Below are 19,605 nucleotides of genomic sequence, written 5' to 3'. Positions count from 1 at the left end.
CCACTACCCACCGATTTTGACTTTGAGCCCTAAGCCTTTAAATTCTTCCTTGATCCATTTTAATGTTTCGTCAGATGGCGCGTGGTGAACTTCCATTTTGTATTCCCTTCCCAAGCGGTTGAACTTTTCTCCAACATCATGGTATGGCAGCAGATCTATCTCCTGAATAGAACTTAAGTCAAGCTCTGAAAGGAATCTTGCCCAACCTTTTACGTTCCATTCTGTGTCTGTTATTCCCGGGATAACTGGAAACCTTAGGATTACGTTAGCTTTCTTTTCAACAAGGAAAATTAAGTTTTTCTTTATCAATTCATTTGGAACTCCAGTATATTTGATGTGTTCTTTTTCATCAAAAAGTTTCAGGTCATATAGGAAGAGGTCTGTGTAAGAGAGTATCTTCTCCAAAATTCTTGTTGGGGCGTATCCAGAGGTATCGACTGTTGTATGAATGTACCTCTTCTTGCACTCCTTGAGGATATCTTCCAAGAATTCTGGCTGGAAAAGAGGTTCTCCACCAGAGAACGTTACTCCCCCATCGGAGCTGTCATGGAACTTAATGTCCTTTTCAATCTCGCGAATGAGCTCATCCACAGTAACAACTTTGCCCACAAGCCTTAGGGCATTCGTTGGGCAAAGCTCTGCACAAATCCCACAACCTGTGCACTTTTCTCTATCGATATGTTGAATCTCATTTTCATCGAAGCTAACCGCATTTTCGGGACAAGCCTTAACGCAGGTGTGGCAGTGGATGCACTTAAAGCTGAAGTACATGATATCCGGCTTTGGGGATATCCCCTCTGGGTTGTGACACCACCAGCACCTCAGCGGACAGCCCTTCATAAAGATTGTAGTTCTGATTCCCGGGCCGTCATGGATTGCATAGCGCTTTATGTCAAAGATTATACCCTTGACCATCATTTGTCCTCCTCATCTTAAGAAAAATCCGTACTTGAGTGGATCTTGGGGGTCGATTAAAAAGGTATTCTTAGCCACTATGTAGGCGTTTCCTCCAACTTCAGGGATTATTGCCCTGTAAAGGCCGTATCTTGTCTCTTCAACAACTTTTCCGGTGAACTTTGTGCCGATTATGCTCTCGATTGTTATCTCTTCTCCTATGTCGATTTCTCCTTTTTCATAGAGGATTGCAAGCCTTGCACTTACGCCGGTTCCCGTTGGACTTCTATCAACTTCACCATCGGCGAATATGCAAACATGCCTGCTGTGAGAGTTCTCATCTTCCGGCTCTCCTATGAATATCGTCCCATACAGAAAGCTTAAATCCTCCTCAAATGGGTGCCTTATTTCTTTTTCGGACATTATAGCTCTTTTAATTTTCATGCCGACGTCAATGAGTTGCCTGTAATATTCTGGAGTGCACTTTAATCCAATCTCTTCAGCATTCACGAATGCGTAGAACGCTCCCCCATAGGCAAGATCGTATTTAACTTCCCCTATTCCTGGAACGTTGATAGTTTCATCTTTGAAAAGAACAAAAGATGGCACGTTGTGGAAGTAAACTTTCTCCACTTTTCCATCCCTAACCTTAACGTAAATCTTGATTAGACCAGCTGGGCTGTCCATCTTTATCTCGGTTATTGGTTCTTTAGCTTCAACAAGCCCGCACTCCACAGCAACTTTTCCAAGGGCTATGGTCGCATGACCACACATTGTACTATAACCTTCGTTGTGCATGAATATTACGCCGAAGTCTGCTTCTTCACTAACAGGTTCCGTTATTATTGCCCCATACATATCTGCATGTCCTCTTGGCTCCCACATTAGGGCTTTTCTAAGGTGATCTAGGTTTTCCATGAGATAGCGCCTCTTTTCTAGTATTGTTTTTCCGGGAATCTCTGGGAAACCGCTTAAGATTATCCTTAGTGGTTCTCCAGCAGTGTGAGTATCGAGAGTTTTAATTACCATCCAATCTTTTGGGGGTTCCCATTTCTCTAAGTTCTCAAGTTTTTTGAACATTATCTCACCTCAAACCTTCACTAAAAATAAAATCAAAAGGGAGTTAGAGTTCTTTGTGCTCTGTCCTCCTTATTATCTCCTCTTGTAGCCCTTTGGGCAGGTTTACGAAGTAGTCACTATAACCTGCCACTCTAACCATTAAATCCTGAAAGTCTTGAGGGTTTCTTTGAGCCTCCCTAAGGAGCTCAGCACTCACAACGTTGAACTGCACATGGTGGCCACCAAGTCTAAAGAACGTCCTTATTAGTTGTGCCAATTTCTTGAGGTTCTCTTCACTATCAAACAAATCTGGAGTAAGCTTCTGGTTTAGCAATGCCCCTCCCGTCTTGTCCCAGTCGCACTTGGTAACGCTCCTAAATACAGCAGCAATTCCTTTTCTATCCATACCTTGAACTGGAGAAACTCCCTCAGAGACTGGAAAGCCTGCCTCCCTTCCATCGGGCGTTGCTCCGGTAACTTTTCCAAAGTAAACGTGAACAGTCGTCGGGAGGAAGTAAGCCCTCTTTGATGCTTTCCTAACCGGAGAAGGTGGATAGCTCTCGATGAGGTCAACAACCTCATCCACGACTCTCTTGGCTATCTCGTCGACGTAGTCATCATCGTTTCCAAACTTGGGAGTTTTATCGGGGTTGCGGAGTATTTCCCTCATAAGTTCATAACCCTTCCAGTTGTTCTTTAATGCCTCAAGAAGCTCTTCCATCGTGAACGTCTTCTTATCAAAGATGTGGTACTTTATTGCGGCTAAGCTGTCTGCTATAGTTCCTAGCCCAACTACCTGAATGTATTGAGTGTTGTATCTAGCTCCCCCGCAGTTGTAGTCCTTAGCCTTCTCAACGCAGTCCTCTATCCACAGAGACATGAATGGCACCGGCAGATACTTTGCGTAGAGGGTCTCAATTATGTCGTTGCCTTTCATCTTTATGTCCATGAAGTGTTTTATCTGCTTCATGAAGGCCTCCCAGAGCTCCTCAAAGCTCTTGAAGTTCCTCGGGTCGCCGGTCTCAAGGCCAATCTTTTTGCCAGTTCTTGGATCAACGCCGTTGTTGAGGGTTATCTCGAGGATTTTTGGCAGGTTGAAGTAGCCGGTGAGTATGTAGGCTTCCTTCCCGAAGGCTCCGCTCTCCACGCAGCCGCTCACTCCCGAAGTTCTCGCATCCTCAAGGCTCTTACCCTGCCTGAGCATCTTCACTATGACGCCGTCGAAGTTGAAGAACGGCGGCTCGCCGAATCCTGGTCCAACTACCTTCAGGGCTTCAATGAGGAAGCGGTCAGGATTTTTCTCGCTCACCAGCACGGCGGTGTTTGGTTGCAAAGTCCTCATTTCACTGAGGACTTCGAGAATCAAATAGGAGAGCTCATTAACTCCATCGGAGCCGTCTTCCTTCAGTCCGCCAACGTTGAGCTTTGAGAAGTCGTTGTATGTGAAGCTCTCCTCTGCAGTCACCCCAACCTTCGGAACGGCAGGCTGGTTGTTGAACTTGAGCCAGAAGCACTGGAGGAGCTCCTTCGCTTTCTCCCTCGTAAGCCTTCCCTCCTCTATGTCCTTCTTGTAGAAGGGGTAGAGGTGCTGGTCTATCCTGCCGGGGTTGAATGAGTCCCACGGGTTGGTCTCATAGGTGACTCCCACGTGTATGAACCAGTAGTGCTGTAAGGCCTCCCAGAAGGTTCTGGGGGGATGAGCGGGCACCCACCTGCATATCTCTGCCATCTGCTTCAGCTCTTCTTTTCTCTTGGGGTCGGTCTCCTCCTCCGCCATTTTCTCCAGCTTTTCAGCGTACCTACGGGCGTAGATTAAAATCGCATCTGCAACGATGTCCATTGCCTTAAGCTCTTCCATCTTCTCGTAATACTCAGGGTCGCTCGGGTCGAGTTCCTCCATCTTCCTCCTGATCTCCTCTTTGATGTCGAGAACGCCCATCTTGAAAATTCTCTCGCCACCCGCAGTGTGTCCCGGAGCCCTCTGCTCCATGAACTCTGTCCAGACGCCGGCTTCGTAAGCGTCGATCCACTCCTGGGGTAGGTTCTCGAAAATTATGTCCCTCATCGCCCTTCCTTTCCAGAAGGGGATTATCTCCCTCTCGTAGAGTTCTTTAGTCTCCTCATCAACCCTGTATGGCATATTCTCCCTTGAGTTCAAAATTTCAAGATCCTCTATGCTGTGAACCGTGATTTCGGGATAAGTTGGAACCTCTTTAACGCCAGTGCCCCTAATCCCGACGATGAGCTGCCCGTCTTCAACGGGTAGGCTACAGTGTTCAAGGAGGTATTTAAATGCGAGAGCTCTTTGAACGGGAATTGATTTTCCTTTGGGTAAATCACTCTTGTAGAACTCGGTTATCAGCCTCGCCCTCTCAGAAGAGATTCTCACCTCAGTGTTCACGCTCTCTTCTCTGAGTTTAGCGACCCTCTCGTTTATGGGCCTTATAGAACTTCTGCGCCTTTCTAACTCTTTTTCTATTTTCTCCTTAACATCAACACAACAAGTAACGACCTCACTCATTTAGATCACCGCTGATATTACAATGAGACCAAAATATATAAATGTTCCTTCATCAATTTCACGCCCTTTAAATGGTTAATGTTATACAACGTGTATCAAAGTAGATCATTAATAACAAGTGAATAATCAGAAAAGTATAAATATGAGTATTACAAACATGAAGATGCTATAGCTCCCTATATAAGGGGTTGGAAGATTTTGTCCACAAACTAGGTCGGGGGAAGGAAAAATGGAAAAAGTTGAAACAGGTGAACACTGGGGAACTCGATTGGGGTTTATTTTTGCCATTATAGGTGCAATGGTCGGCAGTGGTAACATATGGCGTTTTCCAAGAATGATGGCAATGTACGGTGGCGGTGCCTTCTTGATTCCCTACAGCATTGCATTGTTCACAGTTGCAATTCCACTGCTTATTGCAGAGGGTATCATAGGTAGAGAAACTGGAAAAAGCACAATCCTTGGCTTTGCAAAGTATACTGGGAATAAAAAGTATGCATGGCTTGGAGCATGGGTTGCATGGGTTAACATAGCAATTATGTTTTACTATGCAGTTGTCAATGGATGGGCACTCGCGTACTTCCTTAAGGGGCTTACTGGACTTTATGCAAGCTATGCTCCAGGAAAGGGTCTGGAAACATGGAATGCATTCATAAGTGGATGGCAACCAGTGCTATTTACAATACTCGTCTGGATATTTACATGGTACGTAATGGCAGTTGGTGTTAAAAGAATTGAAAAGGTTGCCAGTTTCATGGTCCCATCACTGATACTTTTCCTTGTGATTGTCATTATAAGAGCAATTACAATGCCAGGAGCTGATGTAGGCTTAACATACATGTTCAAGTTTGACACCACAAAGCTATCAAACGCAGAAGCTTGGCTTCAGGCATACAGTCAAGTGTTGTGGAGCACTGGTGCTGGATGGGGTATCTACTTAACATACTCCTCATATTTGAAGAAAAACGATGACATTAATCTCAACTCCCACATTACCGGATTTGGTGATACAAGTGCGGCACTTTTGGGCGGTTTGGCAGTAATTACTACTGTTGCCGTTACGGCACCCCTTATTGGGTTAGATCCTTTCAAAGTATATGCTGAAGGTAACGTGGGATTGACTTTCATTTGGTTGACTGAACTCTTCCCCAAAGTACCAGCAGGATTTGCCATAGGTACCCTCTTTTACTTAGCCCTGTTCTTTGCTGCATTCACATCACAAATAGCAATTACAGATGTCTTTGTTAAGAACGTAGCAGACTTTGGGGTTCCAAGAAAGAAAGCCGCTACCTATGTTGCCATCATCGGTTTAGTAGCAGGCCTTCCAGCGGCACTCAGTATTAACTGGCTCAACAACCAAGATTGGGCTTGGGGTGTTGCGTTGCTGGTTAGCGCAATTGTCATATCCTTCATAATGGTCAAGACAGGCTTAGAAAAGAACAGAGAGACCGCAAACAGAGGATCAGACATCAAGATCGGCAAGTGGTGGGACATTATGATAGGCTATGTTTCCCCAATAAGCATAATCATCGTCATGCTCTGGTGGCTCAAGCAGTCAATCGATTGGTATCCAGAAACCTGGTGGAATCCACTTGAGATTTATAGCGCGGGAACAGTAATTGTGCAGTGGATTATAGCTGCAGTTGCCATCTGGATTATAGTGAACAAAGTACTCATGCCTAAAATTGAAGCAAAGCTAACTGAGGAGGGGGTCTGAAATGGAGGCATCAGTGATAATCTCCATGATAGTGGTTCTTGGATTTTACTGGGGACTTACACTATATTTCGTTAGACTTGCGCTACAGAAAGAAAAAGAGAAAGCTAGGGCTCAGAGTTCCTGACCTTTAACTTTTTCTTTTTACCTTAACAAGAAGCCCTTCCAAAGAGGGTCGTTCTTGGAAATAATATCCTGAGAAATTTTTGTTATATAAGCACTTCCTGTAATTTCGGGAATTATTGCAGTATATTCTCCAATCTTTGTTGTCCCAACTATTTTGATTCTAAATTGAGTTCCCAATATGCTCTCGTGGACAAAGATATCCCCCTCTTTTAGGATTCCTTTTGAATATAGAGTAGCAACTCTAGAAGCACTCCCTGTTCCACAGGGGCTTCTATCTACGCTTCCCTCTCCCCATATTACGACGTTTTTTCCGTCAGAATCTTCCCTTTCAGGTTCATCGGTGAGCATTGCGAGATTTATTCTATTCTGAACACCTTTCCTTGGGTGTTGCACTTTTATCTGCTCATTGGCCACTTTAATGAGCTTCAATGCTGTGGGAATTAACTCTTTTATGTACTCCCGTCTGACTCTAAGTCCCAAATCTCTGGCATCTGCAATAACGTAGAAGTTACCGCCGAATGCTACATCTACCTTTATCTTCCCTCTTCCTGGGTATTCTATCACAAATTCTCCGACATAAAAGCTTGGCACATCAACAACGGTGACCTCTTTAACTACCCCACCCTTTACCTTAGCTTTAGCCTCCACGAGTCCTGCAGGAGTTTCAAGCTTTACCGTTGTGTATGGCTCTTTTTTCTCTATGATCCCCAGTTCCACCAGCACTGTGGCAACTCCCATGGTCGCGTGTCCACACATGTCGAGATAGCCAGAGGTGTCCATATATATAACTCCAAAGTCTGCTATATCCGAAGGAACTAGAACTGCCCCAAATTGATCCGAATGTCCTCTGGGCTCATGGAGCAGGGCAGTCCTAATCCAGTCGTAATGTTCCTTAAAATATTCTCTCTTTTCTATGATGTCCTCTCCTTTTACATTCACTCCAGAAAGGACTATTCTTGTAGGTTCACCCTCTGTGTGGGTGTCCACAACATGGAAGACATGATCTGCAAACATATGGAACACCAGTGTATCAAAAGAAGCAAAGAAGTATATAAAAGTTCCTAAAGCTCCACGTTAGTACCAACTCCATGTTCAAGGGCTTTTTCATATGCTAACTTGGCTGTTATTGCATCTTCTATTGCCAAACCGACGCTCTTGAAAAGGGTTATCTCTCTGTTGTTTTCCCTTCCTTTTTTAACTCCAGCAACGATTTCAGCAAGCTCGGCATGGATATGGCCCTCGTCAATTACCCCCTCTTTCATGGGAATTATTATGTCCCCTGATTCATTTAGGACACCCTCTTTTGAGTCCACAACCAGCTTAGACTTTCTCACTGTTTCGGAATCGAGTTCCCTGGCATCTCTCCCCACCCAGCCTACGGAGTTGATGTGCGTGCCTTCCCTAATCCATCCCCCTTAACTACTGGTTCTCTTGCCGTTGTTGCTACTATTAGGATATCGGACTTCTCAGTAGCTTCCCTTGCAGATTCAACTGTTTTTATCTCGATTCCAAGCTTTTTAGACATCTCTTCGGCAAATTTTTTAGCATTTTTGGGGTTAATATCATAGACAAGTGCCTTTTCTATGTTTCTAACTTCGCAAACTGCCCAGAGCTGAGTTCTCGCTTGAACCCCCGCGCCAATAATTCCCGCGATTTTTGAGTCTTTTCTGGCAAGATACTTTGTGGCAACACCACTTGCAGCCCCAGTTCTCATGGCAGTTATGAAGGTGCCTTCCATCAAGGCCAATGGAGCACCTGTTTTTGGGTCGTTGAGAAGAATTGACGCCAAAACGCTCGGCAGACCTTTCTTGGTATTTTCAGGGTATAAAGAAACCACCTTTACAGCCAAAGCCTCGGAATCTTCTAAGTAACTTGGCATGTACAGAATGAACCCGTTGTGCTTCTCAACCTCTATTATAGTCCTTAACGGAACTTTTGCTTTTCCGTTATAGAGCTCTAAGAATGCTCTTTCAACGGACTCTATGACTTCCTTCATTGAGATCAACTTCTCAAGATCACTTCTGCTGAGGAGCAACATGCCGAACACCATATTGTAATGCTCTTTGTTGTATAAATGTTCTTTGCTTTGAACACGAAAATATCAATAAGTTATCCATACGACCATAGGTTCTACACCTTTGTGTTTAAACAAAAGGTTTAAATAGTTTATATGTGTAAACTTTCATGATAAAACTTGTTCATGGGTGATAGCATGCGTCCGCTGGATCTGTATGAGAAAGACGCTTCTAAGAAAGTCACAATATATTTTGAGGGCAAAGCTCTGGAAGCATATGAAGGAGAAAAACTTCCAGTGGCACTGCTTGCAAACGGCATTTACTGGATAACGACCAGTCTTCAGGGAAGGAAAAGGGGTGCATTCACTTTTGGCCCGTTGCCGGTCATTGTAAATGGAGTTAAGAATATAAACGGGAGGAAAACCCTCGTTAAGGATGGAATGAGAATAGAGAGGCAGAACTACGGTGAATTTCAAGAAACTGTGGAAATAGACGAAAGTAAGGGAGTTCTTAGGGAGGTTGTTGACGTCGCTATAATAGGGGGAGGAATAGCTGGAATAGGCGCAACTTTGGAGCTTCAGGAGTATCTAACAGTTGCCCTAATCGAAGAGAGAGGGTGGCTTGGAGGCTTAATGTCCCTAAAGAGCACCCAGCAGGAAGGGTTTGAAGAAGAACCCAAGAAAGTCATCAAGGAACTGACCTCTCAATTCAACGATAACGTTAATGTCTTCAAGGGTACAATAGCTCTTGGGGTTTTTGATGAAGGGGAATACTTCTTGGTTCCCGTAGTCAAAAAAGACCAGCTGATAGAAATAATGGCGAAGAGGGTTGTATTAGCTACCGGAGCTGTGGAAAATATTCTTCTCTTTGAGAACAACGAGTTTCCGGGTGTCTTTAGGCTCGACTTTGCTCTTGAGGTTATAAACAAGTGGGGAGTTGCTCCGGGCAAGAGAGTTGCCGTCGTTGGAAGAAAACCTGAGAGAATAACACCGGAGCTTGAAAAATGTAACATTGAGTACATTGTAGTGCCAAATCCAAAGCGCGTTGAAGGGGAAGAGAAAGTTGAGAGGCTTATAGATACCAACGGCAATGTGTATGAAGTTGATGCAGTCATCGTGAGTGACTACCGCTTGCCCGATATAAACCCAATCACCCAAGCAGGAGGAAAGCTCAAATTCAAATGGGGCTATTATGTTCCGGTTCTTGATGAACAAAACCGCATAAGAGATGGGATATATGTTGCGGGAAGTGCAAATGGAATAAAGCCCCACTATGCCAATTATCTGGAGGGTAAACTTGTAGGGGCTTACATCCTAAGGGAATTTGGCTACGAGGCCACTCCAGCAGTTTACAGAGAAAAGCTTGAGGAATATGAGCCCGAGCCAATGCCCATGCAGAGGATAGAGTTCAAGGACATGAACCTAGAGGATGTCCAAATATGCGGCTGTGATGTCAACCTAAAGAAAGTTGACGATGTAGTAAAGAAGGGAATAACTGATTTGCAGATCGTGAAGCGCCTTACCCACTTGGCAATGGGATTCTGCCAAGGAAGATTCTGCTTATTCAATGGTGCACTGCTTGTTAGCCAGAGAACCGGAATAGATATGGCTAAAATAGACCTTCCCGTTGCAAGACCCCCGCTTAAGAATGTGAGAGTGAAAGCTCTTGCCAAAGGAGAGTGATAGTATGAAAGGGGATATTGTTATCATCGGTGGAGGAATAACTGGCATTGCTTTGGCTCATGAGCTTGCCAGAAGAGGAGAAGATGTAGTGGTTCTCGAAAAGAGGTTTATAGGTTCTGGATCTACCTTTAGGTGTGGAACTGGAATCAGGCAGCAATTCAACGATGAAGCAAACGTCCAAGTCATGAAACGCTCTGTGGAGCTGTGGAAAAAATACAGCGAAGAATACGGATTCCCATTTAAGCAGACGGGTTATCTTTTCTTACTCTACAGTGAAGAAGAGATCAATCAATTCAAAGAGAACATATCAATCCAAAACCGCTTTGGCGTTCCTACAAGGCTCATAACTCCTGAAGAAGCAAAAGAGATAGTACCTCTTTTGGATGTAAGTGAAGTCATGGCGGCTTCATGGAACCCAACTGATGGAAAAGCCGACCCGTTCCATGCAACGACAGCTTTTGCCCTACATGCCCAAGAGATGGGAGCGAAAATATACGAATACACTGAAGTCAAAGACATAATTATAGAGAAAGGCGAAATTAAGGGAGTAAAAACCAACAAAGGGATTATAAAAACAGGAATAGTAATCAACGCGACCAATGCATGGGCTAAGCTCATCAATGCAATGGCCAAGGTGCCCATACGTATTCCTATAGAACCCTACAAACACCAAGCAATAATAACCCAGCCGATAAAAAAGAATACAATAAATCCGATGGTAATCTCTTTCAGATACAAAGATTCTTATCTAACTCAAACTGACCACGGTGGAATAATCGGAGGAGTGGGTTACGAAGTTGGCCCAACTTATGATTTAAGCCCCTCTTATACGTTCTTGCGCGAGGTCACAGCCTACCTCTCAAAGATAGTTCCTGCAATTAGAGAGTTGTTGATCTTGAGAACTTGGGCAGGCTATTACGCAAAGACTCCCGATAGCAACCCTGCAATCGGAAGGATAAATGAAATAGATGAGTACTACATTGCGGCTGGTTTCAGCGGACACGGCTTCATGATGGCTCCAGCAGTTGCGGAAATGCTTAGTGATTTAATAACCAAGGGTAAAACATCACTTCCCATTGAATGGTATGATCCTTACCGCTTTGAACGTGGGGAGCTCAGACAAAAAGCCCTGCAGATGGGTTGACCCAATCTATTTTCTTTTACTACTTTTGTTTCCTCAACAACTAAAGGTGTACAACTTTTTTATGAAAAAATCTTCATAAAGTATTGCACTCTATTTTACACTGGTGAAACTTTATGCGACTTACTGAACATCCTATTTTAGATTTTGAAAGAGTACGCGGAAAGGAGATTACAATTTATTTTGAAGGAAAGCCGATAAAAGCCTACGAAGGCGAAACAATTGCAATGGCTCTCCATGCTGCGGGTATAAGGACTTTCCAGCACTCCACTAAGAAGCACAGACCAAGGGGGCTTTTCTGTGCAATTGGGAAGTGTTCCTCATGCCTAATGAAGGTAAACGGTATCCCAAACGTAAGGACTTGTATAACACTTGTTGAAGAAGGCATGCAAATAGAGAGGCAAGAAGAAAAGCCTGCCTTGCCTAAAACCACAAAGCCACCCAAGTGGAAAGAACCGCCGAGAATAGAGGCAGACGTGATTGTGATTGGCGGTGGTCCAGCTGGAATGATGGCGGCAATAAATGCGAGAGATGCTGGGGCAAAGGTTGTTCTCTTAGATGAAAACCCGATGCTCGGAGGACAATTGGTTAAGCAGACCCACAAGTTCTTTGGTAAGAGAGAGCAGTTTGCTGGAGTTAGGGGAATAAAAATTGCCGAAATATTAAGCGAAGAGCTCAAGAGAAGAAACATTGAAATTTTCTTGGAAACCTCCGCAATAATGCTTCTACAAAATGGAGAGGAGAAGCTCGTTGTTGGAGTTAGAAAGAACAAGGAGCTGATAGAGTTCAAAGGGAAGACCGTTGTTGTCGCAACGGGAGCAATGGAAAGGATGATTCCCTTTGAGAACAACGATTTGCCCGGAGTTTATGGAGCTGGTGCGATTCAAACCCTAATGAACACTTACGGAGTAAAGCCGGGAGATAGAGTTTTAATAGTGGGAGCCGGCAATGTGGGACTAATTCTAGCATACCAGCTCTACCAAGCGGGAGTGAAAGTTGAGGCAATAGTTGAAGCAATGCCGAAGATAGGAGGCTATTTCGTTCATGCAGCCAAAGTTAGGAGACTCGGCATTCCGATACTCACAAGGCATACAATCCTAAGAGCAGAGGGCAAAGAAAAAGTTGAAAGAGCGGTTGTTGCTCAGCTCGATGAGAATTGGAACGTTATTCCGGGAACTGAGAAGGTCTTTGAAGTTGATGTAATTGCCCTAGCCGTTGGATTGAGACCGAGTATAGAGCTTCTCCACCAAGTTGGATGTCAGATAAAGTACGTTCCAGAGCTTGGTGGTCATGTTGTGATTAGAGACTCAAGGATGGAAACGACGATAAAGGGAATTTTTGTTGCTGGTGATTCGGCAGGTATTGAAGAGGCCACAACCGCAATGCTTGAAGGAAAGATAGCCGGAATTGGGGCTGCTTTAGCTGCGGGAGTTGCATCTCCAGAATGGCTTAAGGAGATAGAGAAAGCCCAGAAAGAGCTTGAAGAGTTCAGGAGCGGGCCATTTGGAAGAAAGGTTCTTGAAGGCCTTAAGAAGGTGGTGGTAGAATGAACGAAATCCCCAAATACCTAAGGGAGGGCTATCTGAGCGTTGAAGAGCTGAAAAAGTACGTTGGTTTGCCAAGCGAAGAGAGATTAAGACAAAGACCCGTAGCCGTTCCCGAGTGCCCTCAAGAAATCCCGTGTACGCCGTGTAAAGAGATATGTCCCACCAATGCGGTTCTCATGGAACACCCGAATGCGGTTCCAATCGTTGATTATGAAAAGTGCGTCGGCTGTTCTCTGTGCGTGCAAATTTGCCCGGGACTGGCGTTTTTCATGGTGCACTATATTGGAGACAAAGCAAGGGTAACAATGCCTCACGAGATTCTCCCAGTTCCAAAGGTGGGCGAAAAAGTGGTTCTTCTCAACAGGGTCGGAGAGGAAGTAGGAGAAGGCAAAGTGGTCACAGTAATTCCGAGGGAGAAAAGCAAGGGGGATACACCAATTATAACCGTTGAGATGCCCATAGAGCTGGCTTGGGATGTTAGGGCTGTTAAGGTGGTGAGAGAATGAGTGAAAAGGGCGAGAGGATAATATGCAGATGTAATGAAGTAACTCTCGAGGAGATTGAGGCGCTAATTGAGCAGGGGGTTACGGACATAGAGATGATAAAACGTCTTTTGAGAATTGGGATGGGGCCTTGTCAGGGAAGAACGTGTCTTCCAATGGTGATCAGCATAATAGCAAGAAAAACCGGAAAGAGTCCGGATGAGATAAAGCTCCCCGCAACTAGGATTCCAATTAGACCAGTTCCAGCGGGAGTTCTGGTGGGTGATATGAATGAAGAGTAAAGCGGAGGTAGTTGTCATAGGCGGAGGAAGCACAGGGACTTCCATAGCCTACCACCTAGCAAAGCTTGGTGCTGATGTTGTTCTCGTTGAGAAGGGCTACCTTGGAAACGGCTCAACATTTAGGTGCGCAACTGGAATCAGGCAGCAGTTTACCGATGAGGCGAACATTAAGTTGCAAAAATACAACGTTGAAAGGTGGAAAAAGCTCAGTGAAGAGCTTGAATATGACGTAAACTTCAAGCAGACTGGTTATCTCTTCCTCGCAACAACTGAAGAGGAAGTTGAAGCGTTTAAACAAAACATAAAGCTCCACAACAAGTTCGGCGTTCCAACAAGGCTCATAACCCCAGAGGAGGCAAAAGAGATAGTTCCTTTATTAAATGCTGATGAATTCTTGGCTGGGCAGTGGAATCCAACCGATGGGAAGGCGAATCCCTTCAAAACGGTCTTTGCCTTCGCAAGGAAAGCCAAAGAGCTCGGGGCGGAGATTTATGAATATACTGAGGTAACTGACATTATCGTGGAAAACAACGAGGTCAAAGGAGTGAAAACAAACAGAGGGACTATAAACGCTGACGTTGTTGTTAACGCTGCAAACGCTTGGGCACCGATAATAAACGAGATGGCTGGACTGGATAAGGAGTTCATCCCAATAAAGCCCTACAAGCACCAGCTTGTTAAAACGGAACCACTTAAAGAAGGGCAGATTGAACCGCTTGTATGTCCTCCAGCATGGAACGACTCCTATGTAATTCAAGATGGGGAAGATGGCGGAGTTCTTTGTGGAACTGGACTAGAGCATGGCCCAACATACGATGTAACTCCAACGTATGACTTCTTAAGGGAAGTGCTCAAATGGGCAACGAGAATAATCCCAGCGTTGAAATATGTTCACATACTAAGGCAGTGGGCGGGGTTTTACGCAAAGACTCCGGACAGCAATCCGGCTATAGGAAAGATTAACTACATAGATGGATTCTACATTGCGGCTGGTTTCAGCGGACACGGCTTTATGATGGCTCCAGGAGTTGGAGAAGCAATGGCAGAGCTGATTGTTAAAGGAAAAACTCACGTGCCACTTGACTGGGAGTGGTATGACCCACACCGCTTTGAGAGGGGAGAGCTTAGGAGTACAGCTTTCCAGATAGGGTGACCTTTTCTTCTTTTTCTTGCCTATTCGAATGAAAAGCTTTTTAACCCCTAATCTTTGAATGTGAGTGAAAGCAAAAATTTAAATAAGGCTTTACTAATCGGGCATTAGTTGGGCTTTTCACGTTCACAACTTAAGGAGGGGTTAAGAATGGCAAGAAACAAACCGTTGGCAAAGAAGCTCCGCTTGGCGAAGGCAGCTAAGCAAAATAGGAGAATACCTGTTTGGGTTATTGTGAAAACCAACAGGAAGGTTTTGACTCACCCCAAGAGGAGATACTGGAGGAGAACCAAGCTTAAGGAGTGATGTGAGATGGCGGAAGAGAGAATTTACGTTGTTCCTATTAGAAAGGTCAAGAAAATCGTCCCAAGATGGAAGAGAGCGCCAAGAGCCGCTCGCTTTGTTAGAGAGTTCATAGCCAGGCACACAAAGGCAGATGAGGTCATAATAGGCACAGACGTTAACGAAAAGATCTGGGAGAGAGGCATCGAGAAGCCACCAAGCAAGCTCCGTGTCAAGGTAACCATCGAAGAGAGGGAAGGCGTTAAGGTGGCTGAAGTACACCTTGCTTGATTCCTAATTTTTTCCAATGAGGGAAAACCGAGGTGTGGAAATGCACATTGAAAGACTGGACTTTGAAAACTCGCCGTATCTTGGGGTATTTGGCTTAGCCACTGATAAGTTTGCCCTAGTTAGAGAAGGGCTTCAAGAGAAGAAGCTTAACGTCCTCAGGGAAGTTTTAAAGGTTCCGGTTATTGAAACGAGCATAATGAAGTCAAGAATAGTCGGAATATTCGCCGCTGCAAATTCAAGTGCTGTAGTGGTTCCCTACTACATCTGGGACTCCGAACTTGAGAAAATTAAAACTTCCCTAGAGGAGAACGGCCTGGATGTTAGGGTTGAGCCTGTCTTAAGCAAGCTCACCGCCTTTGGAAACCTTATACTTGTGAACGATAAAGCTGCTTTGATAAGCTCAAAGTTTACAAGGGAAGAAGCGAAGCAGTTCGAGGATATCTTTGGTGTCGAAGTTGAGAGGGGGATAATAGCCAACTACCATGCAGTTGGAAGCGTTGGGGTTGTTACGAATAAAGGCGGTCTTGTTCACCCCGAAGCAACTGATGAAGAACTTGAGTGGCTTGAAGACCTCTTCAAAGTTGATTTTTATGTGGGAACTGCCAATATGGGTGTTCCCTTTGTGGGTTCATGTATGATTGCAAATTCCTTTGGTGTTGTAGTTGGGCACCTCACAACTGGTCCTGAGATAGTTAAGATTGAAGAAGCATTAGGCTTTTTGGGGTGATGGGCGATGGAGGTTAAGGTGTTCAGAGTTAGGGGAGTCTTTGAAAAGAACGGAAGGAAGTTCAAGTTCACCAAGGAGTACAGGGCTTTAAAGCCAGAAGACATTAAGGAGCTTGTTCTTTCAGAGATTGGAAGCAAGCACCGCGTTAAGAGATCAAAGATATACATAGAGAGCGTTGAAGAGATAAAGCCAGAAGAGGCAGAAAACCCAATAGTTAGAAGACTCAGCCTAGAGCTTGCTTGACACTTTATTTTTTAACCAACATTCTTAAAAACTTCTCCAGTTACTCTTTTTTGGTGATGGAAATGGAAAACAAAGAACAGCTTGAGAGATTGGCTTATGAGTATCAGCTTTTACAAGCCCAGGCACAGCTTTTGGCCCAAAACCTTGAGCTCTTAACCCTTGGTAAGAATGAGTTCCAGGCCGTAAAAGAGACCCTTGAAGGGCTAAAAAATGTTGAAGAAGAGAAGCCTGAGATTCTCGTTCCAATAGGGGCTGGTTCGTTCTTAAAGGGAAGGATAGAAGACAAAAACAATGCTATAGTTAGCGTTGGTTCCGGATACGCAATCGAGAAGAGCATTGATGATGCAATAGTATACCTTGAAGAGAGGATCAAGGAGTACGAAAGTGCCATTGCAAAGACTCAAGAAGCATTACACCAGCTGGAACACAAGCTTCAAGAATTAGCTCAAAAAGCCCAGCAGCTACAGCAAAAGCAGGCGATGAGCTTCAAAGTCCCCAAGAAGTAGTCTCTTCCTTTGGGATAACCTCAAACTCAATTTCTTCTTTTATATCAGGTCTAAAAGGAATATCCAGCGCTAACCTGAGGATGAACTTTCCATGTCCAGATATTATTCTTCCAAATTTACCGGCTTTTAAGATTTCCAAAGGGCTTATCTGGTCATAGTGCCCCACTATCACCAAAGGCTCGTTTAGAAATTCTTTTTCAAAAACTCCAATGTTTTTTGTATCGCCGATGAGCTCTTTAACAGCCCTTTCTCCCCTTGAAATTAGCTCCACTTTAGCTCTTTTTGCCTTTGAGAGGTTTGCACTTACCGAAACCCTAAACCCGTTTTCTGTCTCTTCTATTCTGGCCTCGGCAAAATCTCCCTCATAGGAAACACTAAAGCTTTCAACGGGAAAGCTGAATTTGTAGGAAGGCTTTGCATACAGTATGAGGGCTCCCTGGAGTGTCTCATTCAAAATCCTAATCCCCGGAAGACGAACTTCGCCCTCTCCGTCTTGGGCAATTGCAAGAAGGAAAGGCTTGTTTTCAAACTTTAGGGAACTTAAAGTGGTTTCTGATTCCTTCAAGAAGTTTCTAAAAACGTGATAGCTTCTGCTTTTTCCACTTGAGCTCCAATAACCGCTCGCATGGAAGTATCCAACCTCAGCTTGTACGGGAGTGGAAAACCTGAGCTCATATCCACTAACGGAAATAAGCCTTTCTAACTCTTCAACTTTTTTGAGGCTTCTCTTTGTTCGGTAGAATGCAAAAAGAGTAAGCCCAAACCACAGGCCAATGAAAGCAGTCACTCCAGCTTTTATCTTGAGAGGAATATCATGGGCAAGGACTATCACAAGCATTGGCGCACCAATTACCAGCCCGAATACCATAAGAAACAAGATGCTCCTGACACTTCTTTTGAGGACAATTTGCTTCATCCTACTCCCCTATGCTTGTACCACTCAATTGTCTTCAATAGTCCCTCTTCAAGTGAATACTCCGGCTCAAAACCAAGTTTTCTTATCTCGCTTATATCCGCCTGGCTGTGCCTTATGTCCCCGGGTCTTGGCTTATCAAAGATGATTGAGCTCGGAGAATTTGTGGCATCGATGACCTTGAGCGCAAGTTCAAGTATTGTTGTTCTCTCTCCCCTCGCAACGTTGAAGACCTTCCCGTTTGCTTTACTGCTCTTAGCTACAAGGATATTTGCCTTTACAACATCTTTAACGTAAATGAAGTCCCTCGTTTGCTTTCCATCGCCGTAGATTATTAGGGGTTCCCCTTTAAGAGCCCTGTTTATGAAGATGCTTATTACACCGGCATATTGATTGTAACCTTGCCTTTCTCCAAAAACGTTGAAGTACCTCAAGCTTACGGTTGGAACCCCATAAAGCTCGTAAAAGACCCTGCAGTGGTATTCCCCAGCTACTTTCGTCACACCGTAGGGAGACAAAGGGTTGGGTTTTTCGCTCTCTTTGAGGGGGAGGTTCTGGTTGTCTCCATAGACTGCGGCAGAGGAGGCAAATATTAGCTTTCCATGTCCCTCGCTCAGGGCTTTCAGAATGTTTAAAGTGCCGAGGACGTTTATCTCTTCGGTGAGAATTGGCTTCTCTACACTCTCAACAACGCTAACCAAAGCAGCTTCATGAAAAACGTAATCCGCTTGAGAAATTAGCTCGGCTATGCTTTGGTAGTCCCTTATATCAGCCTGAATGAACTTCACATTTGAAGGGACGTTCTCGGCTTTGCCTGAATAGAGGTTATCTATCACTACCACCTCGTTCTCTTTGCTGAGCTCTTCAGCTATGTGGGAGCCTATGAACCCTGCCCCTCCAGTGACCACAATTAGCTTGTTCTTTATCATTGCCCTCCCTCATTTTGAGTTCTTCTTGGGGAATTTATAATTTTTGGAGTTCCTTGCTCAATATATGTCTGCTTCAAGTATCCAGAGATAGAGTCCACAGAGGGAGTTAACTTAATGGTGATTGAAGAAAAAGGTGCCACACACAACGAATACTACTGGTCAAGGAGATTCCCCAACGCTGTATTGTGGCTCTTTGAAGATCCTTAGATTTCAATTCCCACCTTAACGCCCTTCTCTTTTTCTAAGCCTTTAAGGAGAAACATTATTTTCTCCCTATCCAAAGGAACTCCCCTCAAGTGCCTGTACGCTTCGAGCAATTCAGTTTTTTCTTTTTTCTCTGCTTTCTCCGCTAAATATAGCAACAGGGAAAGCAGAACACCTTTCATGCTCTTCTCGATTAGAGGAACAACTTTCCATCCATTGTCGTATACGTAGAGGGCTTGTGGAATTTCATCACCGCTCAGATGCTCCAGAAGGAAGAAGCTTGGCCTTATCGTGCTCTGCAGGTATGAAATGAGGGAATCTTTTGAGTATCCTTTCGCCTTTAGCATCTCAAAACCCCAGTAAAAAGCCTTTAGGTAGTTGGCATGTTCTTCCAGCGAGGATATCCTTTCCTTTGAGAGGAAGCTGAGTTTCAAGGAGCTTTTCTCAAGAGGCTCGTTAGAGAGGTCTATCCTCAGAAGAACCCTATCCTCAAGAGTGGAGTTTTCTTCGAAGGCCTTCACCACTTTCCACTGTATGCCGTTTGTTAAAATACCATATTTAACTCCATGAGAAAAGCAGTATTTGGCGAGCTGTCTTAGGGGTTTTTCACTTTTCAAAACGTTTACGCTTAAATTTTTGGCCTCCAAATAGGCTATCACTCTGTCATTGATGACGAGAGCATAGTCAGCCCTTCCCTCTTCCGTTCTCTCTTCGGGTCTTACCTCTTTTGGGTTCTCCCAGCTCCATCCCAAGGCTTTGAATATCTCCCCTATAAGATGCTGCTTTACCGCCTCTTCGTTTCTTTCATAGAGCAACCTGTGTTCTCGAACCTTTTTGAGAACGCTTATTACAGCCCTCTGGATTTCAAGCATCTCTCACA

General features: G+C 44.5%; 20 protein-coding genes and 1 pseudogene. 13 read left to right on the top strand and 8 right to left on the bottom strand.

Annotated features, from left to right (window positions below; all coding sequences use genetic code 11):
* Positions 1-3 precede the first annotated feature (3 nt).
* Genes OCC_RS01265 through hypD form a run of 3 tightly spaced genes read right to left on the bottom strand, consistent with a single transcriptional unit; the run spans position 4 to position 4,474 of the window.
* A complete protein-coding gene (locus tag OCC_RS01265) occupies positions 4-918 on the bottom strand; it encodes a glycyl-radical enzyme activating protein (RefSeq protein WP_020953587.1) in 915 nt (304 codons plus the stop codon).
* A gap of 9 nt (positions 919-927) precedes the next feature.
* Positions 928-1,974, bottom strand: coding sequence for a proline racemase family protein (locus tag OCC_RS01260; protein ID WP_004067934.1), 1,047 nt, complete (start codon positions 1,972-1,974; stop codon positions 928-930).
* 43 nt (positions 1,975-2,017) lie between these two features.
* On the bottom strand, positions 2,018-4,474 hold the full coding sequence (gene hypD, locus OCC_RS01255) for a trans-4-hydroxy-L-proline dehydratase (RefSeq protein ID WP_004067933.1): 2,457 nt from the start codon (positions 4,472-4,474) through the stop codon (positions 2,018-2,020).
* 229 nt (positions 4,475-4,703) lie between these two features.
* Between hypD and OCC_RS01250 the strand changes: the two genes are divergently transcribed.
* A complete protein-coding gene (locus tag OCC_RS01250) occupies positions 4,704-6,188 on the top strand; it encodes a sodium-dependent transporter (RefSeq protein WP_004067932.1) in 1,485 nt (494 codons plus the stop codon).
* A gap of 1 nt (position 6,189) precedes the next feature.
* Positions 6,190-6,312 carry a hypothetical protein gene (locus OCC_RS12935; protein WP_020953586.1) on the top strand — a complete coding sequence of 41 codons (123 nt, stop codon included), beginning with the start codon at positions 6,190-6,192 and terminating at the stop codon, positions 6,310-6,312.
* A 17-nt stretch (positions 6,313-6,329) separates the two neighbouring features.
* On the opposite strand, the gene OCC_RS01245 is transcribed toward OCC_RS12935, so the two are convergent.
* Together OCC_RS01245 and OCC_RS01235 are read right to left on the bottom strand one after the other, a co-directional pair.
* On the bottom strand, positions 6,330-7,325 hold the full coding sequence (locus OCC_RS01245; protein WP_004067931.1) for a proline racemase family protein: 996 nt from the start codon (positions 7,323-7,325) through the stop codon (positions 6,330-6,332).
* A 47-nt stretch (positions 7,326-7,372) separates the two neighbouring features.
* Positions 7,373-8,307: pseudogene (locus OCC_RS01235) on the bottom strand (ornithine cyclodeaminase family protein).
* 216 nt (positions 8,308-8,523) lie between these two features.
* Between OCC_RS01235 and OCC_RS01230 the strand changes: the two are divergent.
* The 11 genes from OCC_RS01230 to pfdA all read left to right on the top strand — a co-directional run bounded on the left by OCC_RS01230 (position 8,524) and on the right by pfdA (position 16,679).
* Positions 8,524-10,008: an FAD-dependent oxidoreductase gene (locus tag OCC_RS01230; RefSeq protein WP_004067928.1), complete on the top strand. Its 1,485-nt coding sequence runs from the start codon at positions 8,524-8,526 to the stop codon at positions 10,006-10,008.
* A 4-nt stretch (positions 10,009-10,012) separates the two neighbouring features.
* Positions 10,013-11,152, top strand: coding sequence for an NAD(P)/FAD-dependent oxidoreductase (locus OCC_RS01225; protein WP_004067927.1), 1,140 nt, complete (start codon positions 10,013-10,015; stop codon positions 11,150-11,152).
* Between the two features lie 113 nt (positions 11,153-11,265).
* On the top strand, positions 11,266-12,699 hold the full coding sequence (locus OCC_RS01220; RefSeq protein ID WP_004067926.1) for an FAD-dependent oxidoreductase: 1,434 nt from the start codon (positions 11,266-11,268) through the stop codon (positions 12,697-12,699).
* Entirely contained in the window at positions 12,696-13,202 is a 507-nt protein-coding gene (locus tag OCC_RS01215; RefSeq protein WP_004067925.1) for a 4Fe-4S binding protein, read from the top strand. Before OCC_RS01220 ends, OCC_RS01215 begins: the two co-directional genes overlap by 4 nt.
* Positions 13,199-13,480, top strand: a complete 282-nt coding sequence (locus OCC_RS01210; RefSeq protein WP_004067924.1) for a (2Fe-2S)-binding protein — start codon at positions 13,199-13,201, stop codon at positions 13,478-13,480. The genes OCC_RS01215 and OCC_RS01210 overlap by 4 nt, the downstream gene beginning before the upstream one ends.
* Positions 13,470-14,633, top strand: coding sequence for an NAD(P)/FAD-dependent oxidoreductase (locus OCC_RS01205; protein WP_004067923.1), 1,164 nt, complete (start codon positions 13,470-13,472; stop codon positions 14,631-14,633). Before OCC_RS01210 ends, OCC_RS01205 begins: the two co-directional genes overlap by 11 nt.
* 147 nt (positions 14,634-14,780) lie before the next feature.
* Entirely contained in the window at positions 14,781-14,936 is a 156-nt protein-coding gene (locus tag OCC_RS01200; RefSeq protein ID WP_004067922.1) for a 50S ribosomal protein L39e, read from the top strand.
* A gap of 6 nt (positions 14,937-14,942) precedes the next feature.
* The gene (locus tag OCC_RS01195) at positions 14,943-15,203 is read left to right on the top strand and encodes a 50S ribosomal protein L31e (RefSeq protein WP_004067921.1); all 261 of its coding nucleotides are present in this window, start codon (positions 14,943-14,945) and stop codon (positions 15,201-15,203) included.
* Between the two features lie 40 nt (positions 15,204-15,243).
* Positions 15,244-15,930: a translation initiation factor IF-6 gene (locus OCC_RS01190; protein WP_004067920.1), complete on the top strand. Its 687-nt coding sequence runs from the start codon at positions 15,244-15,246 to the stop codon at positions 15,928-15,930.
* Between the two features lie 6 nt (positions 15,931-15,936).
* The gene (gene rpl18a / locus OCC_RS01185) at positions 15,937-16,173 is read left to right on the top strand and encodes a 50S ribosomal protein L18Ae (RefSeq protein ID WP_004067919.1); all 237 of its coding nucleotides are present in this window, start codon (positions 15,937-15,939) and stop codon (positions 16,171-16,173) included.
* A gap of 62 nt (positions 16,174-16,235) precedes the next feature.
* Positions 16,236-16,679: a prefoldin subunit alpha gene (pfdA, locus tag OCC_RS01180; protein ID WP_004067918.1), complete on the top strand. Its 444-nt coding sequence runs from the start codon at positions 16,236-16,238 to the stop codon at positions 16,677-16,679.
* On the opposite strand, the gene OCC_RS01175 is transcribed toward pfdA, so the two are convergent.
* The 3 genes from OCC_RS01175 to OCC_RS01165 all read right to left on the bottom strand — a co-directional run bounded on the left by OCC_RS01175 (position 16,660) and on the right by OCC_RS01165 (position 19,597).
* Complete coding sequence (locus OCC_RS01175) at positions 16,660-17,595, bottom strand: hypothetical protein (protein ID WP_004067917.1); 936 nt, start codon at positions 17,593-17,595, stop codon at positions 16,660-16,662. The two genes, pfdA and OCC_RS01175, sit on opposite strands and share 20 nt — an antisense overlap.
* Entirely contained in the window at positions 17,592-18,521 is a 930-nt protein-coding gene (locus tag OCC_RS01170; protein WP_004067916.1) for an SDR family oxidoreductase, read from the bottom strand. Before OCC_RS01170 ends, OCC_RS01175 begins: the two co-directional genes overlap by 4 nt.
* Positions 18,522-18,724: 203 nt before the next feature.
* Complete coding sequence (locus tag OCC_RS01165; protein ID WP_004067914.1) at positions 18,725-19,597, bottom strand: type I restriction endonuclease; 873 nt, start codon at positions 19,595-19,597, stop codon at positions 18,725-18,727.
* Positions 19,598-19,605 lie beyond the last annotated feature (8 nt).

The sequence above is a fragment of the Thermococcus litoralis DSM 5473 genome (assembly GCF_000246985.2).
Taxonomy (GTDB): Archaea; Methanobacteriota_B; Thermococci; order Thermococcales; family Thermococcaceae; genus Thermococcus_A; species Thermococcus_A litoralis.
The sequence above is the reverse complement of the archived record's forward strand: the minus strand, read 5'-3'. Positions and strand labels throughout refer to the sequence as shown.